The organism is Haloarchaeobius baliensis (genome assembly GCF_052060055.1).
GTDB lineage: Archaea > Halobacteriota > Halobacteria > Halobacteriales > Natrialbaceae > Haloarchaeobius > Haloarchaeobius baliensis.
On the sequence record NZ_JBPPFR010000001.1, the window covers coordinates 1,994,936 to 2,015,279 of the forward strand.

The following is a 20,344-nucleotide window of genomic DNA, read 5'->3' on the forward strand; positions in this document are numbered from 1 at the left end:
CGGACCGTACACCACACCGACCATGCCACCCGAGACCCTCGTCGTCGACGTCAGCCGCGAGGAGCTGCACAGCGTCGAACCAGCAGTGGAGGCGTTCGAGGCACGGGGGTCGTTCGAGGTGGAGATACGGAACCACGGCCGTGCGGTCCACGTCCACTGCAACGTCGACGACGAGCTCTCGCGGGTCGCCAGGCTCACGGAGACGAACCACTTCGTCGAGACGGAGTCGAGCACCCGGTTCCGGGTCGAGATCCGCGACGGCCCGCGCCCGGTGTCGGGTGCGCTCCGCTTCGTGGCGGCCTACGGCGCACAGGAGGCCGCGGTGCCGGTGACGGTCCGTGACCCGGCGAGCGTGCCGATGGGCGAACGTGCGAGCGTGACGCCCGCCGAGACAGGGACCGACACGGCAGGCGCGAACTCGTCGGCCAGCCCGGACCTCTCCGGGCTCGTGCCGGGGCGGGACGATGCGCCCGTGCTCGCGATGGCTGGCGTCGCGCTGCTGATCGCGCTCCTCGCGATGGCGCTCACGAACGGGACGGTCGTCATGCTCGGTGTCGGCGCGGTCCTGATAGGAATCCTCGTCGCCGTCGTCGTCCTGCTGCGCTGACCGGTCTCCACCGAGGAGCTTCACTTACTCGTCGGTCGGCACGCCACAGAGGTTGCCGTCCTCGTCGAACCGCTTCGCCCGAAGGTAGCGCGCCCGGTAGCGGTTCGCGCCCTCGTACACGTCGGCCTCCCGGATCTCGTCGGTGCGGCCGTCGGCGACGGCGTCGACGATCTCCTCGAGCTGCTCCTTCTCGCTCGGCGTGAGGTCGAACTCGTAGGTGTGTTCGGCCTCCTCCTCGAGCTTCGTCCACTTCCGGGCGGCGGCGACGACGAGCGAACAGGGCTCCCGGCAGGGGAACGGGCCGTCGCCGCCGGGCGTGTCGAGGTGGTCGTCGGCGTCGTACTGCCACTCGCGCCGTTTGAGACACTGGGAGTCGACGCAGGCGGCCTCGGTGACCCACTCGACGGCCTCGCGGGGGAGTTCGTCGACGACGTCGTAGATACCGGTCTGGCGCTCGGCGGTCTCGCGCCAGTGGGTCACGTCGAGTGTCCCCTCGTGTTCGCGGTGCCAGTTCTCCACCGTAGCGGGATAGACGAACCCGAGCGCCTCCTTCAGTTCGCCGCTGGTCAGGTCGGGAAGCACCCACCCGTCGACGAGGGAGGGGGCGGTCTTCAGGGGTCGGTAGCGGCCACGGTCGTCGTACTTGGAGAGGTCCCGGAGGTCGCGTGGCTCGGCGTGGACGGTGAGGTCCTCGGAGTCGGCCGCGGCGTCCTCGACGTGCCGGAGCCCGTACCGGCGGTAGCCGACCTCGCCGAGCTCGACGGTCACGAGCAGTTCGCCCCACTCGTGGTGGATGCCGCCGTCGCCCATCGCGTCGTACCGTGCCTGCACGGAGTGCTCTGCGGCAGCCTCCAGCCAGCGCAGGAACTCGCGGCGGGCGGTCCCCTCGCCGCCGACGACGACGTTCCAGAAGTGCCAGTTGGTGACCCATTCGGCGTTGGCTGCGGCGACCCGCTCCAGTTCCTCGACGGAGAGGTGCTCGCGATGGAGGTCCGGTACCTCGAACACGTAGCCGTCGTCCTCGTACTGCACGACGAGCTCGTCGAACTCGACGGGACCCCCGGTGACGCTCTCGACGAGGTCCTCGAACTGGTCGGGCGCGAGGTCGGCTTCTGTGGTGGCCGCCATCGTCAGTCACCAGACGCGGGCACGCCGCCCGTCGCCTCGCGGACCTTCTCGAGCGCGGCGCGGACGTCCGCCCCGGCCTCGGCGGCGCGTTCGAGGATGACGTCGGCCATGAACTCCTCGGTGCCGACGGCGCCGGCGTACCAGATGCGGTGGCCGTCGACCAGGGCGGGCGTCTCCCAGCCCTCGCGGTAGTCGTCGGTGAGGCCCATGTCCTCGGGGATGTCCTCCTGCGTGTGGTAGCCGTCGGCGACGAACAGCGGGACGACGACGACGTCCTCGCTCTCGAAGTAGTCCGTCACGTCGTCGACCTCGGGCTCCTCGTCCATGTAGAGCGCCTTCACCTCGTCGAACCGACCCATGTCGCGGATGCGGTCGGCGTGGTACTCGATGGCCTTCGCGGAGTTCTCGTTGCGCTCGGTGCCGTGGCCGACGACCGCGAGGCCGAACCCTGCCCCCACGTCCGGGTCGCCCGTGACGGTCTCGGCGCGCTTGACGATGACGTCGGACATCGCGTCGTGCGTACCGACGGGACCGCAGTAGTGGATGGTCTTGTCCACGTCGTCGGCGTACAGCGTCGCCTGGGACGCGCTCGTGCCGTCGGAGTCCCACAGCTCTGGCTCCCAGTCGTCGAGGCGGAGCTCGCGGGGGATGACCTCCTCGGTGAAGTAGCCCTCGCTGATGAACAGCGGGACGACGAACACCTCGTCGGACTCGACGGTCCGGAGGGCGTCGCGGAAGCTCGGTTCCTCCTTCCAGAACGCCTCGCGCACCTCGTCGAACGCACCCGACTCCCGGATCGTCTCCGCGTGGGCGTACGTCGGCGCGCTCGACTCCGGGTTGAGGTGCGACCCGTGTGCCACGATGACCAGCGCTTGCATGGCCGAGGCTCGGGGTGGGACGACCTTAGTGACTTCGTCTGCGGAACCGCACGACGGCCGACTCGCGGGGTTCGCACGGACGGAAACGCATAATTGTCATCGGTCGTAACACTCGCGAAAATGTCCTCCAATCCTCGCTCTCTCGTCGCGCTGACGCTCCTGCTCGTGGTCGGTGCGGGCTGTTTCGGCCTCGTCGACGACGGCGGGCCGGCACGCCCCGCGGTCGACGGCGACGCGGCCGTCGAGTCCTACGAGTCCATCGACGGCGTCCACGCGGTCGTCGAGACGACCATCACCCACGGCAACACCACCGAGCACCGTGCGTCGGAGGTGTGGCTCAGACCGGCCACGGGCGCGGTCCGCGAGGAGATCCGCGAGCCGGCCTCCCGTGAGGGGAACGTCGTCGTCGCGAACGGCTCGCAGCTCTGGGTGTACAACGAGAGCCGGGCGGTCGTCAGGACGCAGTCGTACGAGCGCGGGCAGGGCGACGCGGTCCGGATGGACACGTTCCTCCGGCAGGTGTTCGACGCGGTCGCGGCGAGCGACGACGAGACGGTCGCGTCGCCGCCGACCGTCGGCATGGGGCCGGCCCCGTCTGTTCCGGTCGACGGCGAGACCGGTGCGGAGGTCCGGAACGCGACGACGCGGGTCGAGAACTACACCGCGACGTACGAGGGTCGAGAGACGGTCGCGGGCCGCGAGACCCACGTCGTGGCGCTCGCACCCACCGGCGACGTGCCGACGGTCGCGTCCGACCTGCGCATCCGGTACTACCTCGACGCCGAACGCTACTTCCCGGTGAAGGTGGCCCAGTCGATGACGGTCAACGGGGAGGAGTTCCGCATCGTCACCGAGTACTCCGACGTCGAGTTCGACGCGGACGTTCCCGACTCCCGGTTCCGCTTCGACCCGCCCGAGGAGGCGAGCGTCGTCGACCTCGACGAGAGCCAGGAGACGTTCGAGACGCGCGCGGCCGCTGCGGCGAACGTCTCGATGACGATCCCCGACCCGGACGTGCCGGCGGGCTACGAGCTGTATCGGGTGGGGCTGCTCCGTGGCGAGATCACGACCGTGACCGTGTTCTACCGGAACGACGCCGGGAACGTACTCTACGTGAGCAAGCACTCCGAGCCACGCTCGACGGGCTCGGCCGAGGGCGTCACCGTCGACGTCGACGGCACCGAGGGGCGGTACGTGGCGACGGACTCGCTCGGGAGCGTCGTCTGGGCCTGTGCGGGCGACAGGCAGTACGCGGTGGTGTCGGTCGACGGCTCGCTGTCGCGGTCGACGCTCGTCGCAGTCGCCCGGTCGACGGGCTGCCGGTGACCTACGTCGCGTGTTCGAACGCGGGTGCGAAGTCGACCTCGGTGGCGGGGACGAGCAGCAGCACCTCGCCCCGTGCCGTCTCGACGAGCTGGCGGTCGGTGTCGGTCTCCCAGAGGTGGGCCGTCCAGCGCCCCGACTCGACGTTCTCGACGACCTCGCTCGCGGTGTAGTACTCGCCGTCGGAGGCGACGTAGGTGGACATCACTGCACCCCCGTGGATTCGCCGTCTCGGTCGGCCGGTGCGGCCCGCCGTGGATCGGAGTCGTGCTGAATCGGAGCCACACGAGACGAATCAGCGACGAGTCGCTAAAGCGTTCCTACGATTGTGAAACAGTGGCACAATGAGGCTCACGAGTGCTACTCGCGACCGATCGGAAGCGGGGTGGCGTGGCAGGGAAGCGGTGGGCCAGAGAAGCGGTGGGCCAGAGAAGCGGTGGGCCAGGGAAGCGGTGGGCCAGGGAAGCGGTACGGTACGGGGGCGACGGTGGGACAGGCTGCGGTACAGGGTGGCGGGGCCGTGTGGCCGCCGGTCGCACCGCTGCTGACCTGGTGTGGACGTGATAGAAGAGCAGTCAGTCGTCCCGCGGTTCGTCGGGCGATTCGTCCCCTCGCTCCCAGACGTTGGTGACGGACTCCCCGTTCGGTGGCGTGTGGCTGACATCTTTCATGGTGCGCTTGTCGTTCGTCATCGTGGTACCTCGTAGCACGAGACTCGTATAAAAGGGTTTCTGGCGACTCGTTATAAGACTTAGTAGCATATTAATACCTAATATCGCTCTTCTGCCGACGGTTTGCGACACCACAGTACGAAGTGTCAAGGCCTATGCCGGCCCACGCCCAACGCCGTCGCATGGAGTACGAAACGGTCCAGGGTACCTCCGTCCCGAAGATCGGCCTCGGCACCTGGCAGACCGCCGGCCAGGAGACCTACGGCGCGGTCCGGACCGCGCTCGCCGCCGGCTACCGACACATCGACACCGCCCAGGCGTACGGCAACGAGCGCTACGTCGGCAACGCCATCCACGACGCCGACGTCGACCGCGAGGACGTCTTCCTCACCACGAAGGTCCGTCCCGACCGCTTCCGTCCCGGTCGGCTCAAGCGTTCTGTCGCCAACAGCATCCGCAAGCTCGACACCACCTACGTCGACCTGCTGCTGCTGCACTGGCCCAACCCGCTCGCGGACCTCCGCGAGACCATGGAGGCCATGGCCGACCTCGTCGAGCGCGGCGACGTCCGCCACGTCGGCGTCTCGAACTTCTCCAAGAAACGGCTGATGAAGGCCCAGCGCGTCTCCCCCGAGCCCATCTTCACCAACCAGGTGAAGTTCCACCCGTTCAAGCCCCAGCGCGAGCTCCTGCGCTACTGCCAGGACTCGGACGTCCTGCTCACGGCGTACTCGCCACTGGGCACCGGTGGCGTCCTCGACGACGACCTCCTCCGGCGCATCGGTGCGCGCTACGACAAGACCCCCGCACAGGTCGCGCTCCGCTGGGCGACCCAGCATCAGAACGTCGTGGCGATCCCGAAATCGACGAGTCAGGACCACATCGAGCAGAACATCGACATCTTCGACTTCAAGCTCGACCGCGAGGAGCTCGACCGGATCGCCCGTCCCGACCCCGTCAAGAACGGGCTGGCGTTCGCGAAGGGCACCATCGGTATCTGAGTCCCAGTCGAGACCACCCGCGCCCCCCTCGTTATATCCGCTGCCAGCGTACTCTCCCCGATACCGATGCCATACTTCGACCCGGACCGGGGAGCGTCGCTGCGGACCGCCTTCGACGCGCTCGTCGCGGACCTGTCGGACGTGACCGCGACGACGATGTTCGGCTGCCCGTCGTACCGGGCCGACGGCACCCTGTTCGCCGTACTGGTGACCGACGGCGTCGCGCTCACGCGCCTCCCGGACGACCGGCGTGGCGCACTGGCCGAGCAGTTCGAGACGGGTCCGTTCGACGCGAACGGTCGGACGGTGACGAAGTGGGTGCAGGTGGCGGTGGACGACGTCGACGAGCTGGAGCAGTTGCGTCCGTACGTTGTCGCGAGCTACGAGTCGGCGCTCGTGGGGTGACGCGAGGGGACCGGACGGAACACTCATCCACCTCGCCACCCAATCGACGGCCGAACACGCGATGGCCGACCCGGAGGACCCGACCCGACCCGGTGAACGTCTCCCAGGCGTCGCCCCCGAGCAGGACGCTCCCGATCGCATCGTCCTGCACGTCGACATGGACTGCTTCTACGCGGCCTGCGAGCGCCTGCGCGAGCCCGAGCTCCGGGGCGAGCCGGTCGTCGTCGGGATGGGGTACGAGCCGGGGGACGACACGGGTGCGGTGGCGACCGCGAGCTACGAGGCCCGCGAGTTCGGCGTCGAGAGCGCACAGGCCATCACGACCGCGCTGGAGCGGCTGCCGCGCCGGGCCGACGCCGACGACCCCGAGGGAACCGGGCTCTACCGGCCAGTCGACCTGGACTACTACGACTCGGTCGCGAGCGACGTGAAGGACATCCTCCACGACTGCGCCGACACGGTGCGGGAGGTGAGCATCGACGAGGCCTACCTGGACGTGACCGACCGGACGGACTGGGCGGTCGCAGAGGGGTTCGCGAGGCACGTCAAACAGCGCATCGAGCGCGAGGTCGGCGTCATCGCCAGCGTCGGTGTCGCACCGAACATGAGCGCGGCGAAGGTCGCCAGCGACCACGACAAGCCCGACGGGCTCGTGGTCGTGCCGCCGGACGAGCTTCGCGGGTTCCTCGAACCGCTCCCCGTCGAGGAGATCCACGGGGTCGGTCCGGTGACCGCACGCGAGCTCCGCGACGAGTTCGACGTCGAGACCGCGGGCGACCTCGCCGGGGCCGACCGCCGGGCGCTGGCCGAGCGGTTCGGCGAGCGCGGGCCGGAGCTGCGCGACCGGGCCCGGGGCCACGACGACCGGGCGGTGACGCCGCGGGGGCTCCCGAAGAGCTTCTCCCGGGAGTCCGCGTTCGGCGAGCCCGTGACCGACCCGGAGCCGAAGGTCGAACAGGTCCGCACGCTGGCGGCGGCCGTGGCGGATCGGGCAGACCGCGAGGGGGCCCTCTACCGGACCATCGGCATCAAGGCCGTCGAGCCGCCGTTCGACGTGAACACCCGAGAGCGGTCGCTGCCGGGACCGGTCGCCGACGAGGCGCTGGTCGTCGACACGGCGCTGGAGCTCGTCTCGGAGTTCGCCGACGTGCCGGTGCGGAAGGTCGGCGTTCGTGTCTCCAACCTCTCGTTCACCGAGCGCAACCAGGCGAGTCTGGACTCCTGGGAGACAGCCGGGGACCGGACGGGTCGCGAGGTGGTGTCACCTGACCACGCGGACCGTCGTCGCGACGACCGGGGCGACGGTCAGTCCACGCTGACGGATTTCCAGTAGCCGCCGCCGCGGCCAATGGAACTTATATGGCCCGGCACCCGAGATGGTATAGACGTACTCTCATCAGCATGGCTGACGACGATATGGACTTCTACGAACTTCTGGAGATAGACGAGGACGCCTCCCAGGACGAGGTGAAGGAGGCGTTCCGGTCCAAGGTCCGTGAGTACCATCCGGACCTCAACGACGACCCCGACGCCCCTGCCCAGTTCAACGCCCTGAAGAAGGCCTACGAGACCCTCAACGACTCCTCGGAGCGGAACGCCTACGACCGCCTCGGACACAGGGACTACGTCGCAAAGCGCATCGGCGGGTTCCCCTCCGGCGATATCTGGGGGAGTCGGTCCAGCGACAGCGGCGACGACGGCGGCTCGAAGACCCGGACGAGCGGGTCCGCGACCAGCTCACGGACGACGAGTCGCTCCGCCGGCTCGACACGGTCGAGCAGCAGTCGCTCGACCGGGAGCAGTTCGGGGGGCGGTCGCTCCGGCGGGAGCCGGTCCTCGGCGAGCTCGTCCGCCCAGTCCTCGACCTCGAACAGTTCACAGCGGACGAGCCGGTCAGGAAGCAGTTCGACGGGGAGCACGTCCGCGTCCCGAAGTAGCGGCGGGTCGACCACGGGCACCTCGACCAACGGCGGCAACACGACCACCGGGGCGCGGTCCTCCCCCGCCATGGGGACGAGCACCGGCGGCTGGACCGACAACGCGCTGTTCAACTGGTGGAACGACCTGAGCCTCGGCTGGCCGCTCATGCTCTCGGCGGTCCTCCTCTACCTGGGCGGACTCGTCCAGTACGGGCTGGCACACGAGAGCGGGCTCTCGACGCTCGGGGAGCGCCTGCGTGCGGCCGGCACCGACGTGGCCGCACTCCAGGCCGCCCTCACCGAGTCCCGGTACGGACTCGCCCAGCCAGCGGCGTTCATCGTCGAGGACGGCGCGCTGGTCGGCGAGCCACCGCTGCCGACGCAGCAGTGGTACGGCGCGCTCGCCGGGCTGGTCGGTGTCACCGTGCTCGCGTTCGCGCTCAACCGGGCGTTCCGCGCCCGGCGGCCGTACAAGTGGGTGACGATCAACGAGACCGTCGGTGTCTCGCTCGCCGTCGCCATCGCGGCAGGTGCGTACGGGGGCCCGCTGCTCGCCGGCGCACTCGTCATGCCGCTGGTCTACCTGGTCATCGTCCGCCACACCCGGATGGCGTTCCAGTTCAAGCCGACGTACCTCTACGTCGTCGGCGTCTCCGCACCGGTGGTCGGGCTCGTGCTCGACGCAGCCGAGGCCGCGCCGATGCTCGTGGTGGACCTCGCCGTGATGGTCCTGCCGCTGCTCTCGGTCGTGGTCCTGCTGTTGAGCGCGTTCGTCCGGCCGAAGGTCGCCGCTCGCTTCTGAGCACCGTTCGACTCCGTCCTCCGCCGTCTCACCCGACCAGCGTCGCGACGCCCTTCGTCTGCCGGTAGTCCGAGTCGAGGATGGCCTGCAGGCGCTCTCGGAGCGCCGTCGCCTCCTCGTCGTCCCACCGCTCGGGGTCGGCAACGGGCACGACGAGGAAGCCACGCCCTCTGACCTCGGTCGCGTGGACAGCCCGGTCGTCGATCCGGTTCGGGAACCGCCGTCGGAGCGTCGTGTACTCCCGGAGCACCCGGTCGATGGCCGTCGGGCCGACGGGGAGGATGATGTGGGCGTTGATGGCCCGGAACTCCGCGTCGAAGAAGCGCTCCATCAGCTCGTAGTCCTCCTCGGTCGGTGCGCGCCCGTCGGGCAGCCGCGGCATGAACAGGTAGCTCAGGAAGAGGTTCGTCGGCTCGGGGGCGTCGCTGTACGGTTCGGCGAGGAAGCCCACGTCGTGTAGCACGCCCTGAAGACGACGTGCACCCGCCGTCTCGGTGAACGGGACGCCGGTCGTCTCGCCACCGTGCTCGGCCGGCGACGCACCGACGACGTGGAAGTCGGCGTTGGCGTCGCCGTAACCGGGAACAGCCACGGGGCCGTCGTCGAACGGTGGGTACTCCGGGGGCGGGCGCATGTCGAACGGGTTCGACACCCGGTCGGTTACGTTCTCCACGCTATCCGGTAGTCAAGCGGACGGTATCAAGTTCTCGGCTCGTTGGGGCGCCGCCGGCCGTCGTCCGGATGTCCCCTCGTCGACGGTCACTCGACGGTCACGCTGCCCGTCATCCCCGCACCCCTGTGGGGAGCGCAGTAGTACTGGTAGGTGCCCGCCACCTCGAACGTGAACTCGTGGGTGTAGCCGGAGGACTGCGTCGACGGGACGCCCTCCCAGTTCGCCCCGTCGGGCTGGCTGTCGACGGTGACCGTGTGCCCGCCTGACCCCCACTCGAAGGTGACCGCCGTCCCCGTCTCCACGGTCAGGCTGGCGGGGGAGAACGAGAGCGACCCGCCCGGGCCGACGGCGACAGTCGAACCGGTCGAGTCGCCGTCCGTCGTCTGCTCGGCCGTCGTCGGCGCTTCCGTCGTCGGCTCGGCCGTTGGTGTGGGGGTCGCCGTCTCCGTCGCGGTCGACTCGGCCGGCTCCGTCGTCCCGTCACCTTCGCTGCCGCCACCGAGACAGCCGGCGAGGCCGACGACGAGCGGAACGCTCCCGAGCAGCGCACGTCGCGAGTATCGATCCATACCTTGCACGTGGTCCTCCGTGGCAAAAAATAGCGGGGTCCGTGGACGACGATGGTTTGATTGGCCCGGTCGTCGTCGTCGAGCGTATGAGCGACGAGATACCTGCGATGACGCGGTTCCCCGTCCCGGACGTCGACGAGCTCCCCGACGACCTGCGCGAGCGCATCGACGAGGAGGAAGAACGCGCCGGCTTCATCCCGAACGTCTTCCTCGCCTACGGCTACAAGCCCTCGCACTTCCGGGCCTTCTTCGACTACTACGACGCGCTCGTCGAGGACACCGCGCTCGAACGCGAGGAGGTCGAGATGATAGTCGTCGCGGTCAGCGGCGCGAACGACTGCTACTACTGCAACGTCGCCCACGGCGCGCTCGTCCGCATCTACGCCGACGACCCCCACCTCGCGGACCAGCTCGTCTCCAACCACCGCATCGCGGATATCAACGACGCACACCGGGCGATGCTCGACCTCGCGGTGAAGCTCACCGAGGACCCGGCCGAGGTGGACGAGGCCGACTTCGCGACCCTCCGCGAGCACGGCTTCTCCGAGGAGGCCATCTGGGACATCGGGAGCGTCGCCGCGTTCTTCAACCTCTCGAACAGGATGGCACATCTGGCCGACATGCGTCCCAACGCCGAGTTCCACACGCTGGGGAGATAACCACTCGCACACCGACGGTGCCGACGTGGCTACTCGGACGACTGAACCGGAGAGCCGGTCACACACCGGCTTTCCGGGCCGAACGCGGGGCTCCATCCCATTCGGTTAAATTCACTAAGGTGAAATCCTCAAACTATGTCGAAAAGTGTATGGTGCATAATACACCACAGTCTGACATGCGCCAGCTGGACGACACCGACCTGCACATCCTCCGCCTGCTCCTCGAGGACGCGAGCAGGACGTACAGCGACATCGCGGAGATCGTCGACGTGTCCCCGCCGACGGTCTCCGACAGAATCGACCGCCTGCGCGAGATGGGCGTCATCCGCCGGTTCACCATCGACGTGGACAGCTCGAAGCTCAACGACGGCGTCTCCGTCCTCGTCGAGGCCGAGCTCTCGCCGACCGTCGACGACGGCGTCGTCGACCGGTTCGCCGCGCTCGAGGACGTCGAGCACGCGTTCCTCACCGCCGACTCGCGGGTGTTCCTCAACGCGAACGTCCCCAAGGGAGACGTTCGGGAGCTGCTTGCCGGCGGCATCGACCTCGAACTCGTCGAGCGGTTCGACGTGAGCCTGCTCGTCCAGTCCGAGTGGCGACCGAAGATCAAGGATCGCGACGCGGGCGACGAGGCGGACCTCGAACAGACCGTCCGGCAGTGACCGGGCGGTCGTAGACCACCACGAGACCAGGCCGATCGGGAGGGGGATTCGACCAAAACTGTTCTAAGCCCGGGTTACGCAAGGACAGCCATGGCGACGCGCATCCGCGTCAGCGGGATGACCTACGAGACTCACGCAGAAGTCGTCGAGAAGGCGATCCGGATGGCCGACGGCGTCGACTCCGTCGAGACGAACGTCGACGAGTCCGTCGTGACAGTCGACGGAGACGCCACCACCGACGACGTCGTCGAGAAGATAGAGATGGCAGGCTACGACGCGGAACCGCTCTGAGAGGGGCCGCGTTCACGCTCTTTCTCCGGTGTCGAGCGATTGCTCCGTCTGGCACTCCATGTGGTCCGTCCGCCGCGAGGCAGCGTGCTCCGCCGCGATGGTCTCACGAATCGCCGAAACCCGGGCTCGCGAGACGAGCCGTCGTCGCGCAGCCCTCGGTCATTCGGCCTCGCCATCCCCTCCCCACCGCAATCCATCCGCCCGGTAGCCCCCGGCGTCCCCCCGCTCGATCTCCGTCTCCACGGCATGGGTCGTGTCCTCGTCGATACGGACGAGGTGACAGAGCGGGTGCCCCGGCTGGGCGAGCGGGTTCTCCAGGATGCCGACGATGAGCCCGGTGAAGGGCGCGGTGACGACCCGCTCCTCGGTCCGGAAGTGGTCCGAGATGGTGCAGATGGTGTCGCCCTCGTGCACGAGCGGGTAGGGCCCCCACTCCATGTCGACGAGACCGCCGGTGTCGGCGCGGAGCCACGTCTTCTCCTTCGCGGAGTCGATGACCTTCCGCCAGCCCGGCCAGGTGACCGGCTGGCCGGGGCGCACGCCGTACTCGGCGAGCACGCTCTCGACGCCCTCCAGCGCGCGGTCGATGAGCGGGCGCTGGAAGCGGTGTGCCTTCCCCATCTCGACTGTGATGGTCGGCGTGCCGTCTGCGGTGGCGACCGAACGGAGCATCCCCGACTCGGACTCGCCCGAGAGCACGACGTTTGCCCCGAAGGCGTGGGCGAGGCGGGAGACCGGCTCGTTCGCCATGTCGGCGCGGACGTGGTACATGGTCGTCCGGTTGCGCGTCGAGGTATGGAAGTCGACCCCGATGTCGCACTGCGAGACGAACGTCCGGTAGATGGCGCTGGCCATGCGCTCGGCGGTGTTCGAGTGGCTCTTGCCGGGGAACGACCGGTTGAGGTCCTGGTCGTAGATGGGGATGTAGCGCTGCTGAGCGAGGAAGCCGGGGACGTTGAGCACGTGCAGACAGACGAGCGTGCCGTGGACGTCGGCGGGGTCGTACCGGTCTGCGATCTCCTGGACGACCTTCACGCCGTTGAGCTCGTCGCCGTGGATGGCCGCCGAGAAGAACACCCGGGGGCCGTCCCGGGTGCCGTTGATGATGGTGACGGGGATCTCTACCGGGTCGCCGAGGTACGTCTCGCCGACCTCGTGCTTGAAGTGACGTTTCTCCCCGGGCGAGACCTCGGCATCGAACCGGAACGGTCGCGGACCACCGTCGGACATGGCCCCCGGTTCGGCGGGGGGCGGCATGAACGTTCAGGCTGCGGAACCACCCCGGAGCAGAGCAGGATACCAGCCTTTTTCCTCGTCACGTTACAACCCGGAGACGATATGGACTCCAATCGGCTGTCCCGACGGAAACTGCTCGGTATCGGTGCGTCGACCCTCCCGATCGCACTCGCGGGCTGCATGGGCGGTGGCGGCGACGGTGGCGAGGACCGCCCGGAGAACACGATCTGGGTGGGGCCGGACAACCAGCTCGTCTTCGACCCCGACAGTCTCACCGTCTCGACGGGGACGGAGGTCACGTGGGAGTGGAAGAGCGACACCCACAACATCGTCGTCCAGAGCCAGCCCGACGGTGCTGGCTGGGAGGGCACCGAAGGCGGCGAGACCAACACCTTCAACGAGGGCTACGTCTACAGCTACACGTTCGAGACCCCCGGAACCTACGAGTACGACTGTGCACCCCACCGCCAGCAGGGCATGGTCGGCGAGATAGTCGTCGAGGAGTGATCAGCTTCGACCGGGCGACTCACAGCTCGACCCGGTTCAGCCAGACGAGCACGCCGTAGAACAGGATACCGACGGCGAAGACGGTCGCCGGGATGAGGAACGCGCCGAACGTGTCGTAGAGGACGCCGACGATGCTCGCCATGTCGGAACCGACGGACCGAACCTACTTCTACGCTGTCCCTTCCAGGTTCGCTGTTGCGGTCAGTCGTCCTCCCCCTCGACGGTAGCCAGCCCGTCCGCGTCGGCGATGACGCTCCGGTCTGTCTCGGCGAACGAGAGCGTCACGTCGCGCTTCGGGAACGGCATCTCGATGTCGTCGTCGAGCAGCCGCTGGTAGATGGTCCGGTTGAGCCGGTGGCGGGCCTTCTGCTCGCGGCTCGGGCTCGACACCCAGCAGAGCAGCTCGTACTCCAGCCCGCTGTCGCCGAAGCTCCGGAACCGCATCCGGGGCTTCGGGGAGTCCTTCACGAGCGACTCGTCCGCAGTCACCGAGAGGACGACCGCCTCGAACTCGTCGAGGTCGGTGCCGTAGCCGACGGTGAGGGGGATGCGGATGCGCTTCCGGCGCTGCGGCGCGGACTCGTTGATGATGCGCGCGGAGTTCAGCACGGAGTTCGGCACCGTCACCATCACCTCGTCGCGGGTGAGCAGCGTGGTGGAACGGATGCCGACGCGGACGACGGTGCCGGCGTCGCCGGTGTCGAGCACGACGTAGTCGCCGATCTTGTACGTGTCGTCGAAGTAGAGCGCGAGCCCGCCGAAGAAGTTCGCGACGGTGTCCTTGGCGGCGAAACCGATGGCGATGCCGGCGACCCCGGCTGCCCCGAGCAGCGGGGTTATCTCGATGTTCCAGATGGTGAGCAGGAAGAAGGCAGCCCCGACCAGCACGACGAGCGTCCAGACGTTCGAGAACACCGGCGCGAAGTCGAACCGGCCGGTCTGCTGGACGCTCTCGACGACGCGGTTCACGATGTTGTTCAGTGCACGCGCCCAGACGATGACGATGACCGATGCAGACGGCTGCCCGAAGAAGGTCGTGAGCTGGTCCTGGTAGATGACGTCGGCACCCCCGAAGCCCGGCTGGGTGAGCACGAAGACGCCGACGAGCCCCGCCGTCACCACCAGCGGAAGCCGGAGCTCCTCGACGACGATGTTGTCGATCTCGCTCTCGGTCCCTTTGACGAACCGCCGCGCCAGCCGGAGCACCACCACCTCAAGCAGCACCGCCGAGACGAGCGAGATGCTCAGGACGAGAACCGTCCGCTCGACCGGCGGATATCCGGTCAGAAATTCCGAGATACCTTCGAACATGGCGGCCCTACGCGGGCACGGGGCTTTTATATTCCGCCCGAGCCGGCAGCGAAACCTTGGAATACGACGAGGTGCTACCCGCTGGTAGATGTACCGTACCGGACATTACGGCGTCTCGCTGCTGCTCTACGCACCCGTGGGGTTCGCGCTGTTGCTCGCCGGCTTCCCGGCCGTCGCGCTGCTGGGGGGCGCCACGATGCTCACGCTCGCGCCGCTGCCGGACCTCGACCATCGGGTTCCGTTCGTCGAACACCGCGGACCGACGCACACCGTGGCGTTCGCCCTGCTCGTCGGTGCGGCCCTCGGTGTGGGGTGCTACCTGTCGGCGCCCGTGCTCGGACTCGACCCGCAGGTGGCCGGCGTGGTCGGTACCGCTGTCGGCGCCTACGGCATCGTCGCCCACCTCGTCGGGGACGTGTTGACCCCGGCCGGTGTCGCACCGTTCTGGCCGGTCTCCTCGCGGCACTACTCGCTCGAGGTCGCCGCCGCCGACAGCACGGTCGCGAACACCACCCTCCTCGCCCTCGGGAGCGTCGTCACGCTCGTCGCTGCCGTGGTCGGGGGCCGGCTCGGCTGAGGACCGAACTCCGGAGCTGTTGTCCGCCGTTTATTCAGCCCGGTTTTTTGCCATCTCCCGTGCGAACTAGCCGCATGGACCCCATCGATTACGGCCGGTTCGAGGCCGGACGAGACGTGAACTACTTCGACCTCGACCGGACGTTCCGCCGCGAGGTCGCCCGGGTACTCGACGAGGCCGAACACGCCTGGGCGGAGCCCCGTCTCCGGGAGTTCGGCGCGGTCGTGGGACACACCGTCGCGGACAATGCAGACGTCGTCGACGACCACGGTCCCGAACTGCACACGTACGACGCACGGGGCAACGTGCAGAACGAGGTCGAGTACCACCCGAAGCAGTACGAGAACGAGCGCATCGCCTACGGCGCGGGCATCGTCGCCGACGCGTTCGAGGCACCACCGGGCCGCGACGAGCCGATGCCGCTCACGCACCATCTCGCGATGGAGTACCTGCTCTCGTACGCCGACCCCGGCTTCACCTGCCCGGTGTCGATGACAGGTGGCGTCGCGCTCGTGCTCGACAAGTACGGGGAGGGTGACGTCCTCGACTCCTACTACGAACGTCTCGTCGCGCGCGATGGCGACGACAACGTCGAGGGTGCGATGTTCCTCACCGAGGAGCAGGGCGGTAGCGACGTGGGCGCGAACGAGACGGTCGCCGAGCACGTCGCGGGACGGGAGTACGAGCTCACCGGGGAGAAGTGGTTCTGTTCCAACATCGACGCCGAGGGGACGCTCGCGCTCGCTCGCACCCCGGACGCACCCGACGGTACGAAGGGACTCTCGCTGTTCCTCGTCCCGCACACGAAGGGGGACGCGTCCGAGACCGACGAGCTGAACGACCAGCTCTACCGGCGGCTGAAGGACAAGCTGGGAACCATCTCGGTGCCGACGGGCGAGGTCGAACTGCGGGGTGCGACGGGCTACCTCGTCGGCGAGGAGCAGCGCGGGTTCAGGTACATGACCGACATGCTGAACCTCGAACGCCTCTCGAACGCGACGGCCTCCATCGCCATCATGGGTCGCTGCCTGCTGGAGGCGAAGGTGCAGGCCGCGAACCGCGAGGCGTTCGGCTCGCCCATCCAGGAGTACCCCCTGATGAAGCGCGACCTCGTCGACATGGCCGTCGACCACGAGGCCGCGACGGCGTACACGTTCGACGCCGGCCGCGTCCTCGCCGAGCGCGAGGCCGGCGACGACGAGGCCTACCGGCTGATGCGCGCGCTCGTCCCGGTCGCGAAGTACCGGACCGCCCGGATGGCCGTCGACACCGCCTCCTACGCCATGGAGATCCTCGGCGGGAACGGCTACGTGAACGACTTCGTCACCCATCGACTGCTCCGCGACGCGCAGGTGCTCCCAATCTGGGAGGGCACGTCGAACATCCTCTCGCTCGACCTGCTCCGCGCCCTCGAGAGCGAGGACGCCCACGAGCCGCTGCTCGCCGAGATCCAGACGAACCTCGACGCCGTCGAGCACCCAGGGCTCGCGGAGACGAGGACCGCCGTCGAGGCCGCCACCGCGGACCTCGGCGCCGCGATGGCCGCGCTCGCGAGCGAGGACGGCGAGTACGCCCAGCTGCAGGCCAAGGAGCTGGCCGACCTCGTGTTCGACGTCTACACGGCCGCGCTGCTCTGTCGGGAGGCACAGACCGAGATCGACGACGCCGACGACGCACGCACGGCCCTCGTCGCAGACCGGTTCGTGGACCGTCACCTCCGCGAGTCGGGCGGGGACCGCGGCATCGCCGACGGCGATCGCTTCGCCCTGGAGCAGTTCGACGCCGTGGTCAGGCACGCGACGGTCGACCCGGCGTCGCTCGTCGACAGCGCACCCGCCGACGACTGAGACGACCTGAGCGGGCGACAGCGACCCAGCCCGTACTTCTCACGTCGTCGAGAAATCCATAATACAGCCCGAAATTCGGTTTTTCGGACGTTTCGGCCACGGTACTATGTTGTCACGGGGGAGACAACACGGAACCCTTATACGTCCTCCCGGGATGTGTATAGTTGCAATGGCAAACGGCAAGGTTGATTTCTTCAACGACACTGGCGGCTACGGTTTCATCGAGACTGAGGACGCGGACGAGGACGTTTTCTTCCACATGGAGGACGTTGGCGGACCGGACCTCGAGGAGGGACAGGAGATCGAATTCGACATCGAAGACGCGCCGAAGGGCCCCCGGGCCAAGAACGTCGTCCGCTCGTAATTTCGTAAACTCTCGCAGTTGACACTGCGACACTTCTTTCGACGCCACACCCGACAGTCGCGACGCCGTCTCCGCGGACCGGACGCGACGCCGAGCGACGCCGTTGGCACGTCGGTTTAGTCGGTGCGACACCGAGTAGGGCTATGGACCCCGACGCGGTCAGACGCGCCTACGACGCGGTCGGCGAGGCCTACGGCGAGTTCCGGCGGACCGACGGCCCCGAGACCGAGCTCTTCGACGCGCTGGTCGACGGGCTCTCGATGCCGGGACCCATCCTCGACGTGGGCTGTGGCGACGGACGGCGGACGGCCGCCCACATCGTCGACCGCCGGCCTGTCGTCGGGCTCGACATCTCGGCGGCACAGCTTCGTCTGGCGCGCGAGCGCGTCCCCGCCGTCGAGCGCGTCCAGGGCGACATGACCAGGCTCCCCGTCGCCGACGGCAGCGTTGCGGGCGTCGTCGCCTACTACTCGGTGTTCCACGTCGACCGCCGACGCCACGGCGAGGTGTACCGCGAGTTCGCCAGGGCGACGAAACCGGGCGGACGACTGCTCACGAACGTCTCGCAACGGCCGATGGACGGGACGCGGGCGAACTGGCTCCGCGACGGCGTCGACATGTACTGGAGCGCGCCGGGCCGGGAGCGAACACTGGAACTGCTCGACGACGCCGGGTTCGACCTGCTGTGGGAGCGCACTGTCACCGACGGGCTCGGCGAGTCCGTGACGTTCGTGCTGTGCGAGCGTCGGTGACACAGCAAGCGGACGAGCTGGTCTCACCGTGTGCCGGCCAGACCCACGTGAACGTCTGCCAGGGCTGGGAAACTCCCTTTAGGTGTCCGACCCGTCGGACGAACGTGAACGGAGACGACGCAGCCGCCGGGGGGCGCGCCCAGCGCGACCTCGTCCGTCGCGGCTACGACGAACTCGCCGACGCGTACGCCGCCGAGCGCGAAGGCAACGAGAGCGACGCACTGCTGGGCCGGCTCCGACGCGACGCGCCGGAGGGCCCGGTCCTCGATGCAGGTTGTGGCGACGGCAAGCCGGTTCTGGCGACGCTGGCCGACGATCGACCGGTCGCCGGACTCGACATCTCCGGCGAACAGGCCGCCCGGGCGAACGAGGTCGCGCCGGGCCGGGTCGTGCAGGGCGACATGACCGCGCTTCCCTACGAGACGGGCTCGTTCGCCGCCCTCGCGGCGTTCTTCTCCATCATCCACGTCCCCGCCGCCGAGACCCCCGCCGTCTACCGCGAGTTCGCACGGGTCCTCCAGCCCGGCGGCGTCGCCCTGGTCACGACCGGGACGGAGGACTGGGCGGGCCGGAACGACGACTGGCTCGACGGCGGCGCACCGATGGCGTGGGAGATCCTCGGCCCAGAGAAGAGCAGACGACACCTCGAAGCGGCTGGCTTCGACGTGTACGAGACGGTCGGTGTCGTCGACGGCGTCAGCGACGACGCAGACGGTGACGACGGACGACTCGTCGACCCCGACGCCGACGAGGCCGCGAAGCTGTTCCTGTTCGCGCGTCTCGCGGAGTGACTGGCCGACCCCACCTCAGCGCGGCGTCTCCGTGCTCCCTCAGCGCGGCGTCTCCGCGCCCCACTTGTCGAGCGCGGTCGCGAGCTCCGGGTGGCCGTCGGCGGCGTAGTCAGCGAGCGGGACGCCCTGCATGCTGGCCTCGACGGACTGCCGGAGCGCGCGGGCACCGGCCTCGGTGCCGTCTGGGTGACCGTGGATGCCGCCACCGGCCTGGATGGCGATGTCGGTCCCGAGCGCGTCGATGAGTGCGTCGACGACGCCCGGATGCAGCCCGCCGGAGGCGACCGGCAGCACGTCGGTCATCCCGTAGAGGTCCGACTTCAGCCAGGCGTTGATGCCGGGCGTGTCCTCGTTCTCCAGCTTGCCGAGCCCGGCGGTGCCGGTGTGGATGTGGTCGACGCCGCAGAGCCGGGCGACCTGTGCGAGGGTCCGCATCGAGACGCCGTGGTGGTCCATCCGGTCGAAGGCGGCGTGCATCGCGCGGTGGGCGTGGATTGCGAGGTCGTGCTTCTCGGCGACGTCCCGGACCGTCTGGACGGCGGACCAGCCCGCCGTCACCACGTCGACCATGATGAAGCCGCCGCCCTGGTCGGCGACGAACTCGGCGCGGCGGACCATCTCGTCGGTCTCGGCGGTGATGTTCACGAGGTAGTCCTTCTTCTCGCCGGTCTCCTCGGTGAGCTCGCGGGCGACAGACAGCGAGCGTTCGACGCGCTCCTCGAACGGGTTGAAGTACTGGTCGGTGAGGTTCTCGTCGTCCTTCAGGAGGTCGACGCCGCCGCGCCAGGCCTGCCGGGCGATGTCGACGTGGGCGTCCGTCGAGAGCCCGACCTTGGGCTTCGGGACGGTGGCGAGCACCGGTCGGTCGCCGGCGTCCAGCTTCTCGTGTGCCACGGCGGTCCCGAACTGCGGACCCGGGAAGCCCTCGACGAGCGTCTCAGGCCACTTGCAGTCCTCCAGGCGGATGCTGTCGACGGCCTTCATGCCCATGATGTTGCCCGCGATGCAGGAGAGGATCTGGGCCATCGAGCCATCCTCGAACAGGTCGGCCGGGTAGGCGACGGTGACGTTGCCGCCGGGGCCGGCGTTCTCGCGGATGTCGCAGGCGACCGCCGACAGGTCGGTGAGCTCGGCCTCGTCGACGTGGAGCGCTGCCCACGTCCCGTTGGACGATTCGGAGGCGACCCGCGAGGCGGCCGCCTCCATCGACATGCCCTCGGCGGGGGCGATGGTGAACTCGCAGACGAGGTCGGTGTCGGTCGGGGCGTAGTCGAGGTCGAGGAAGTCGTCGTACTCGATTCCGGTCATGGGAATCCGTACTGTTGCCCTGCCAGCTATTTGGAAGTTGCTATGTGCCAAACACTGGCACAC

General features: G+C 68.6%; 26 protein-coding genes and 1 pseudogene. 16 read left to right on the plus strand and 11 right to left on the minus strand.

All coding sequences use genetic code 11. The features are described 5' to 3' along the window. The first annotated feature begins 22 nt into the window (after window positions 1–22). Window positions 23–607: a DUF7524 family protein gene (locus ACSG06_RS10190; protein WP_440990148.1), complete on the plus strand. Its 585-nt coding sequence runs from the start codon at window positions 23–25 to the stop codon at window positions 605–607. A 24-nt stretch (window positions 608–631) separates the two neighbouring features. Here the strand turns inward: ACSG06_RS10190 and ACSG06_RS10195 are convergent, their stop codons facing one another. Beyond that, window positions 632–1,735, minus strand: a complete 1,104-nt coding sequence (locus tag ACSG06_RS10195; protein ID WP_440990149.1) for a DR2241 family protein — start codon at window positions 1,733–1,735, stop codon at window positions 632–634. Window positions 1,736–1,737: 2 nt separating this feature from the next. Beyond that, window positions 1,738–2,613, minus strand: coding sequence for a CbiX/SirB N-terminal domain-containing protein (locus tag ACSG06_RS10200; protein WP_440990150.1), 876 nt, complete (start codon window positions 2,611–2,613; stop codon window positions 1,738–1,740). 120 nt (window positions 2,614–2,733) lie between these two features. On the opposite strand from ACSG06_RS10200, the gene ACSG06_RS10205 reads away from it, so the two are divergent. Next, on the plus strand, window positions 2,734–3,939 hold the full coding sequence (locus ACSG06_RS10205; RefSeq protein ID WP_440990151.1) for a LolA family protein: 1,206 nt from the start codon (window positions 2,734–2,736) through the stop codon (window positions 3,937–3,939). Between the two features lies 1 nt (window position 3,940). Here ACSG06_RS10205 and ACSG06_RS10210 read toward each other — a convergent pair whose 3' ends face one another. Together ACSG06_RS10210 and ACSG06_RS22040 are read right to left on the minus strand one after the other, a co-directional pair. Next, window positions 3,941–4,141, minus strand: coding sequence for a hypothetical protein (locus ACSG06_RS10210; RefSeq protein WP_440990152.1), 201 nt, complete (start codon window positions 4,139–4,141; stop codon window positions 3,941–3,943). A gap of 370 nt (window positions 4,142–4,511) precedes the next feature. Further along, the gene (locus ACSG06_RS22040) at window positions 4,512–4,628 is read right to left on the minus strand and encodes a DUF7989 family protein (RefSeq protein ID WP_502306427.1); all 117 of its coding nucleotides are present in this window, start codon (window positions 4,626–4,628) and stop codon (window positions 4,512–4,514) included. Window positions 4,629–4,789: 161 nt separating this feature from the next. Here ACSG06_RS22040 and ACSG06_RS10215 point away from each other — a divergent pair, with 161 nt between their 5' ends. The 4 genes and pseudogenes from ACSG06_RS10215 to ACSG06_RS10230 all read left to right on the plus strand — a co-directional run. Next, on the plus strand, window positions 4,790–5,608 hold the full coding sequence (locus tag ACSG06_RS10215; protein WP_440990153.1) for an aldo/keto reductase: 819 nt from the start codon (window positions 4,790–4,792) through the stop codon (window positions 5,606–5,608). A 66-nt stretch (window positions 5,609–5,674) separates the two neighbouring features. After that, on the plus strand, window positions 5,675–6,013 hold the full coding sequence (locus tag ACSG06_RS10220; protein ID WP_440990154.1) for a TfoX/Sxy family protein: 339 nt from the start codon (window positions 5,675–5,677) through the stop codon (window positions 6,011–6,013). A gap of 61 nt (window positions 6,014–6,074) precedes the next feature. Then, the gene (gene dinB, locus ACSG06_RS10225; RefSeq protein ID WP_440990155.1) at window positions 6,075–7,346 is read left to right on the plus strand and encodes a DNA polymerase IV; all 1,272 of its coding nucleotides are present in this window, start codon (window positions 6,075–6,077) and stop codon (window positions 7,344–7,346) included. Between the two features lie 83 nt (window positions 7,347–7,429). Beyond that, window positions 7,430–7,558 (plus strand): annotated as a pseudogene (locus tag ACSG06_RS10230) (DnaJ domain-containing protein); the annotation flags it as partial. Window positions 7,559–7,635: 77 nt separating this feature from the next. Here the strand turns inward: ACSG06_RS10230 and ACSG06_RS10235 are convergent. After that, complete coding sequence (locus ACSG06_RS10235; protein ID WP_440990313.1) at window positions 7,636–8,022, minus strand: hypothetical protein; 387 nt, start codon at window positions 8,020–8,022, stop codon at window positions 7,636–7,638. Between ACSG06_RS10235 and ACSG06_RS10240 the strand changes: the two genes are divergently transcribed. Continuing rightward, window positions 8,021–8,734 carry a hypothetical protein gene (locus tag ACSG06_RS10240; RefSeq protein ID WP_440990314.1) on the plus strand — a complete coding sequence of 238 codons (714 nt, stop codon included), beginning with the start codon at window positions 8,021–8,023 and terminating at the stop codon, window positions 8,732–8,734. The genes ACSG06_RS10235 and ACSG06_RS10240 overlap by 2 nt on opposite strands. Window positions 8,735–8,762: 28 nt before the next feature. On the opposite strand, the gene ACSG06_RS10245 is transcribed toward ACSG06_RS10240, so the two are convergent. Together ACSG06_RS10245 and ACSG06_RS10250 are read right to left on the minus strand one after the other, a co-directional pair. Then, the gene (locus ACSG06_RS10245) at window positions 8,763–9,407 is read right to left on the minus strand and encodes a uracil-DNA glycosylase family protein (protein ID WP_440990156.1); all 645 of its coding nucleotides are present in this window, start codon (window positions 9,405–9,407) and stop codon (window positions 8,763–8,765) included. 86 nt (window positions 9,408–9,493) lie between these two features. Further along, window positions 9,494–9,976 (minus strand): plastocyanin/azurin family copper-binding protein, encoded by a 483-nt coding sequence (locus ACSG06_RS10250; protein ID WP_440990157.1) that lies wholly within the window; start codon window positions 9,974–9,976, stop codon window positions 9,494–9,496. Window positions 9,977–10,062: 86 nt separating this feature from the next. Here ACSG06_RS10250 and ACSG06_RS10255 point away from each other — a divergent pair, with 86 nt between their 5' ends. From ACSG06_RS10255 to ACSG06_RS10265, 3 genes are all read left to right on the plus strand, one after another. After that, complete coding sequence (locus tag ACSG06_RS10255; protein WP_440990158.1) at window positions 10,063–10,635, plus strand: peroxidase-related enzyme; 573 nt, start codon at window positions 10,063–10,065, stop codon at window positions 10,633–10,635. 176 nt (window positions 10,636–10,811) lie between these two features. Next, on the plus strand, window positions 10,812–11,297 hold the full coding sequence (locus tag ACSG06_RS10260) for an Lrp/AsnC family transcriptional regulator (RefSeq protein WP_440990159.1): 486 nt from the start codon (window positions 10,812–10,814) through the stop codon (window positions 11,295–11,297). A 90-nt stretch (window positions 11,298–11,387) separates the two neighbouring features. Continuing rightward, window positions 11,388–11,588: a heavy-metal-associated domain-containing protein gene (locus tag ACSG06_RS10265; protein WP_440990160.1), complete on the plus strand. Its 201-nt coding sequence runs from the start codon at window positions 11,388–11,390 to the stop codon at window positions 11,586–11,588. A gap of 159 nt (window positions 11,589–11,747) precedes the next feature. On the opposite strand, the gene ACSG06_RS10270 is transcribed toward ACSG06_RS10265, so the two are convergent. Then, window positions 11,748–12,818, minus strand: coding sequence for a succinylglutamate desuccinylase/aspartoacylase family protein (locus ACSG06_RS10270; protein ID WP_440990161.1), 1,071 nt, complete (start codon window positions 12,816–12,818; stop codon window positions 11,748–11,750). Between the two features lie 108 nt (window positions 12,819–12,926). Between ACSG06_RS10270 and ACSG06_RS10275 the strand changes: the two genes are divergently transcribed. Further along, window positions 12,927–13,331, plus strand: a complete 405-nt coding sequence (locus tag ACSG06_RS10275) for a plastocyanin/azurin family copper-binding protein (protein WP_440990162.1) — start codon at window positions 12,927–12,929, stop codon at window positions 13,329–13,331. 19 nt (window positions 13,332–13,350) lie between these two features. On the opposite strand, the gene ACSG06_RS10280 is transcribed toward ACSG06_RS10275, so the two are convergent. After that, window positions 13,351–13,473 carry a hypothetical protein gene (locus ACSG06_RS10280; RefSeq protein ID WP_256300364.1) on the minus strand — a complete coding sequence of 41 codons (123 nt, stop codon included), beginning with the start codon at window positions 13,471–13,473 and terminating at the stop codon, window positions 13,351–13,353. A gap of 59 nt (window positions 13,474–13,532) precedes the next feature. Continuing rightward, window positions 13,533–14,642, minus strand: coding sequence for a mechanosensitive ion channel family protein (locus ACSG06_RS10285; RefSeq protein WP_440990163.1), 1,110 nt, complete (start codon window positions 14,640–14,642; stop codon window positions 13,533–13,535). An 88-nt stretch (window positions 14,643–14,730) separates the two neighbouring features. Here ACSG06_RS10285 and ACSG06_RS10290 point away from each other — a divergent pair, with 88 nt between their 5' ends. The 5 genes from ACSG06_RS10290 to ACSG06_RS10310 all read left to right on the plus strand — a co-directional run bounded on the left by ACSG06_RS10290 (window position 14,731) and on the right by ACSG06_RS10310 (window position 18,973). Next, window positions 14,731–15,219, plus strand: coding sequence for a metal-dependent hydrolase (locus ACSG06_RS10290; protein WP_440990164.1), 489 nt, complete (start codon window positions 14,731–14,733; stop codon window positions 15,217–15,219). A 74-nt stretch (window positions 15,220–15,293) separates the two neighbouring features. Further along, on the plus strand, window positions 15,294–17,066 hold the full coding sequence (locus tag ACSG06_RS10295; protein ID WP_440990165.1) for an acyl-CoA dehydrogenase family protein: 1,773 nt from the start codon (window positions 15,294–15,296) through the stop codon (window positions 17,064–17,066). Window positions 17,067–17,235: 169 nt separating this feature from the next. Next, on the plus strand, window positions 17,236–17,430 hold the full coding sequence (locus ACSG06_RS10300; protein WP_089731634.1) for a cold-shock protein: 195 nt from the start codon (window positions 17,236–17,238) through the stop codon (window positions 17,428–17,430). Between the two features lie 143 nt (window positions 17,431–17,573). Further along, window positions 17,574–18,182, plus strand: coding sequence for a class I SAM-dependent methyltransferase (locus ACSG06_RS10305; protein WP_440990166.1), 609 nt, complete (start codon window positions 17,574–17,576; stop codon window positions 18,180–18,182). A gap of 104 nt (window positions 18,183–18,286) precedes the next feature. Beyond that, complete coding sequence (locus tag ACSG06_RS10310) at window positions 18,287–18,973, plus strand: class I SAM-dependent methyltransferase (protein ID WP_440990167.1); 687 nt, start codon at window positions 18,287–18,289, stop codon at window positions 18,971–18,973. A gap of 39 nt (window positions 18,974–19,012) precedes the next feature. Here the strand turns inward: ACSG06_RS10310 and rbcL are convergent, their stop codons facing one another. Beyond that, window positions 19,013–20,281: a type III ribulose-bisphosphate carboxylase gene (rbcL, locus tag ACSG06_RS10315; RefSeq protein WP_440990168.1), complete on the minus strand. Its 1,269-nt coding sequence runs from the start codon at window positions 20,279–20,281 to the stop codon at window positions 19,013–19,015. Window positions 20,282–20,344: the final 63 nt, after the last annotated feature.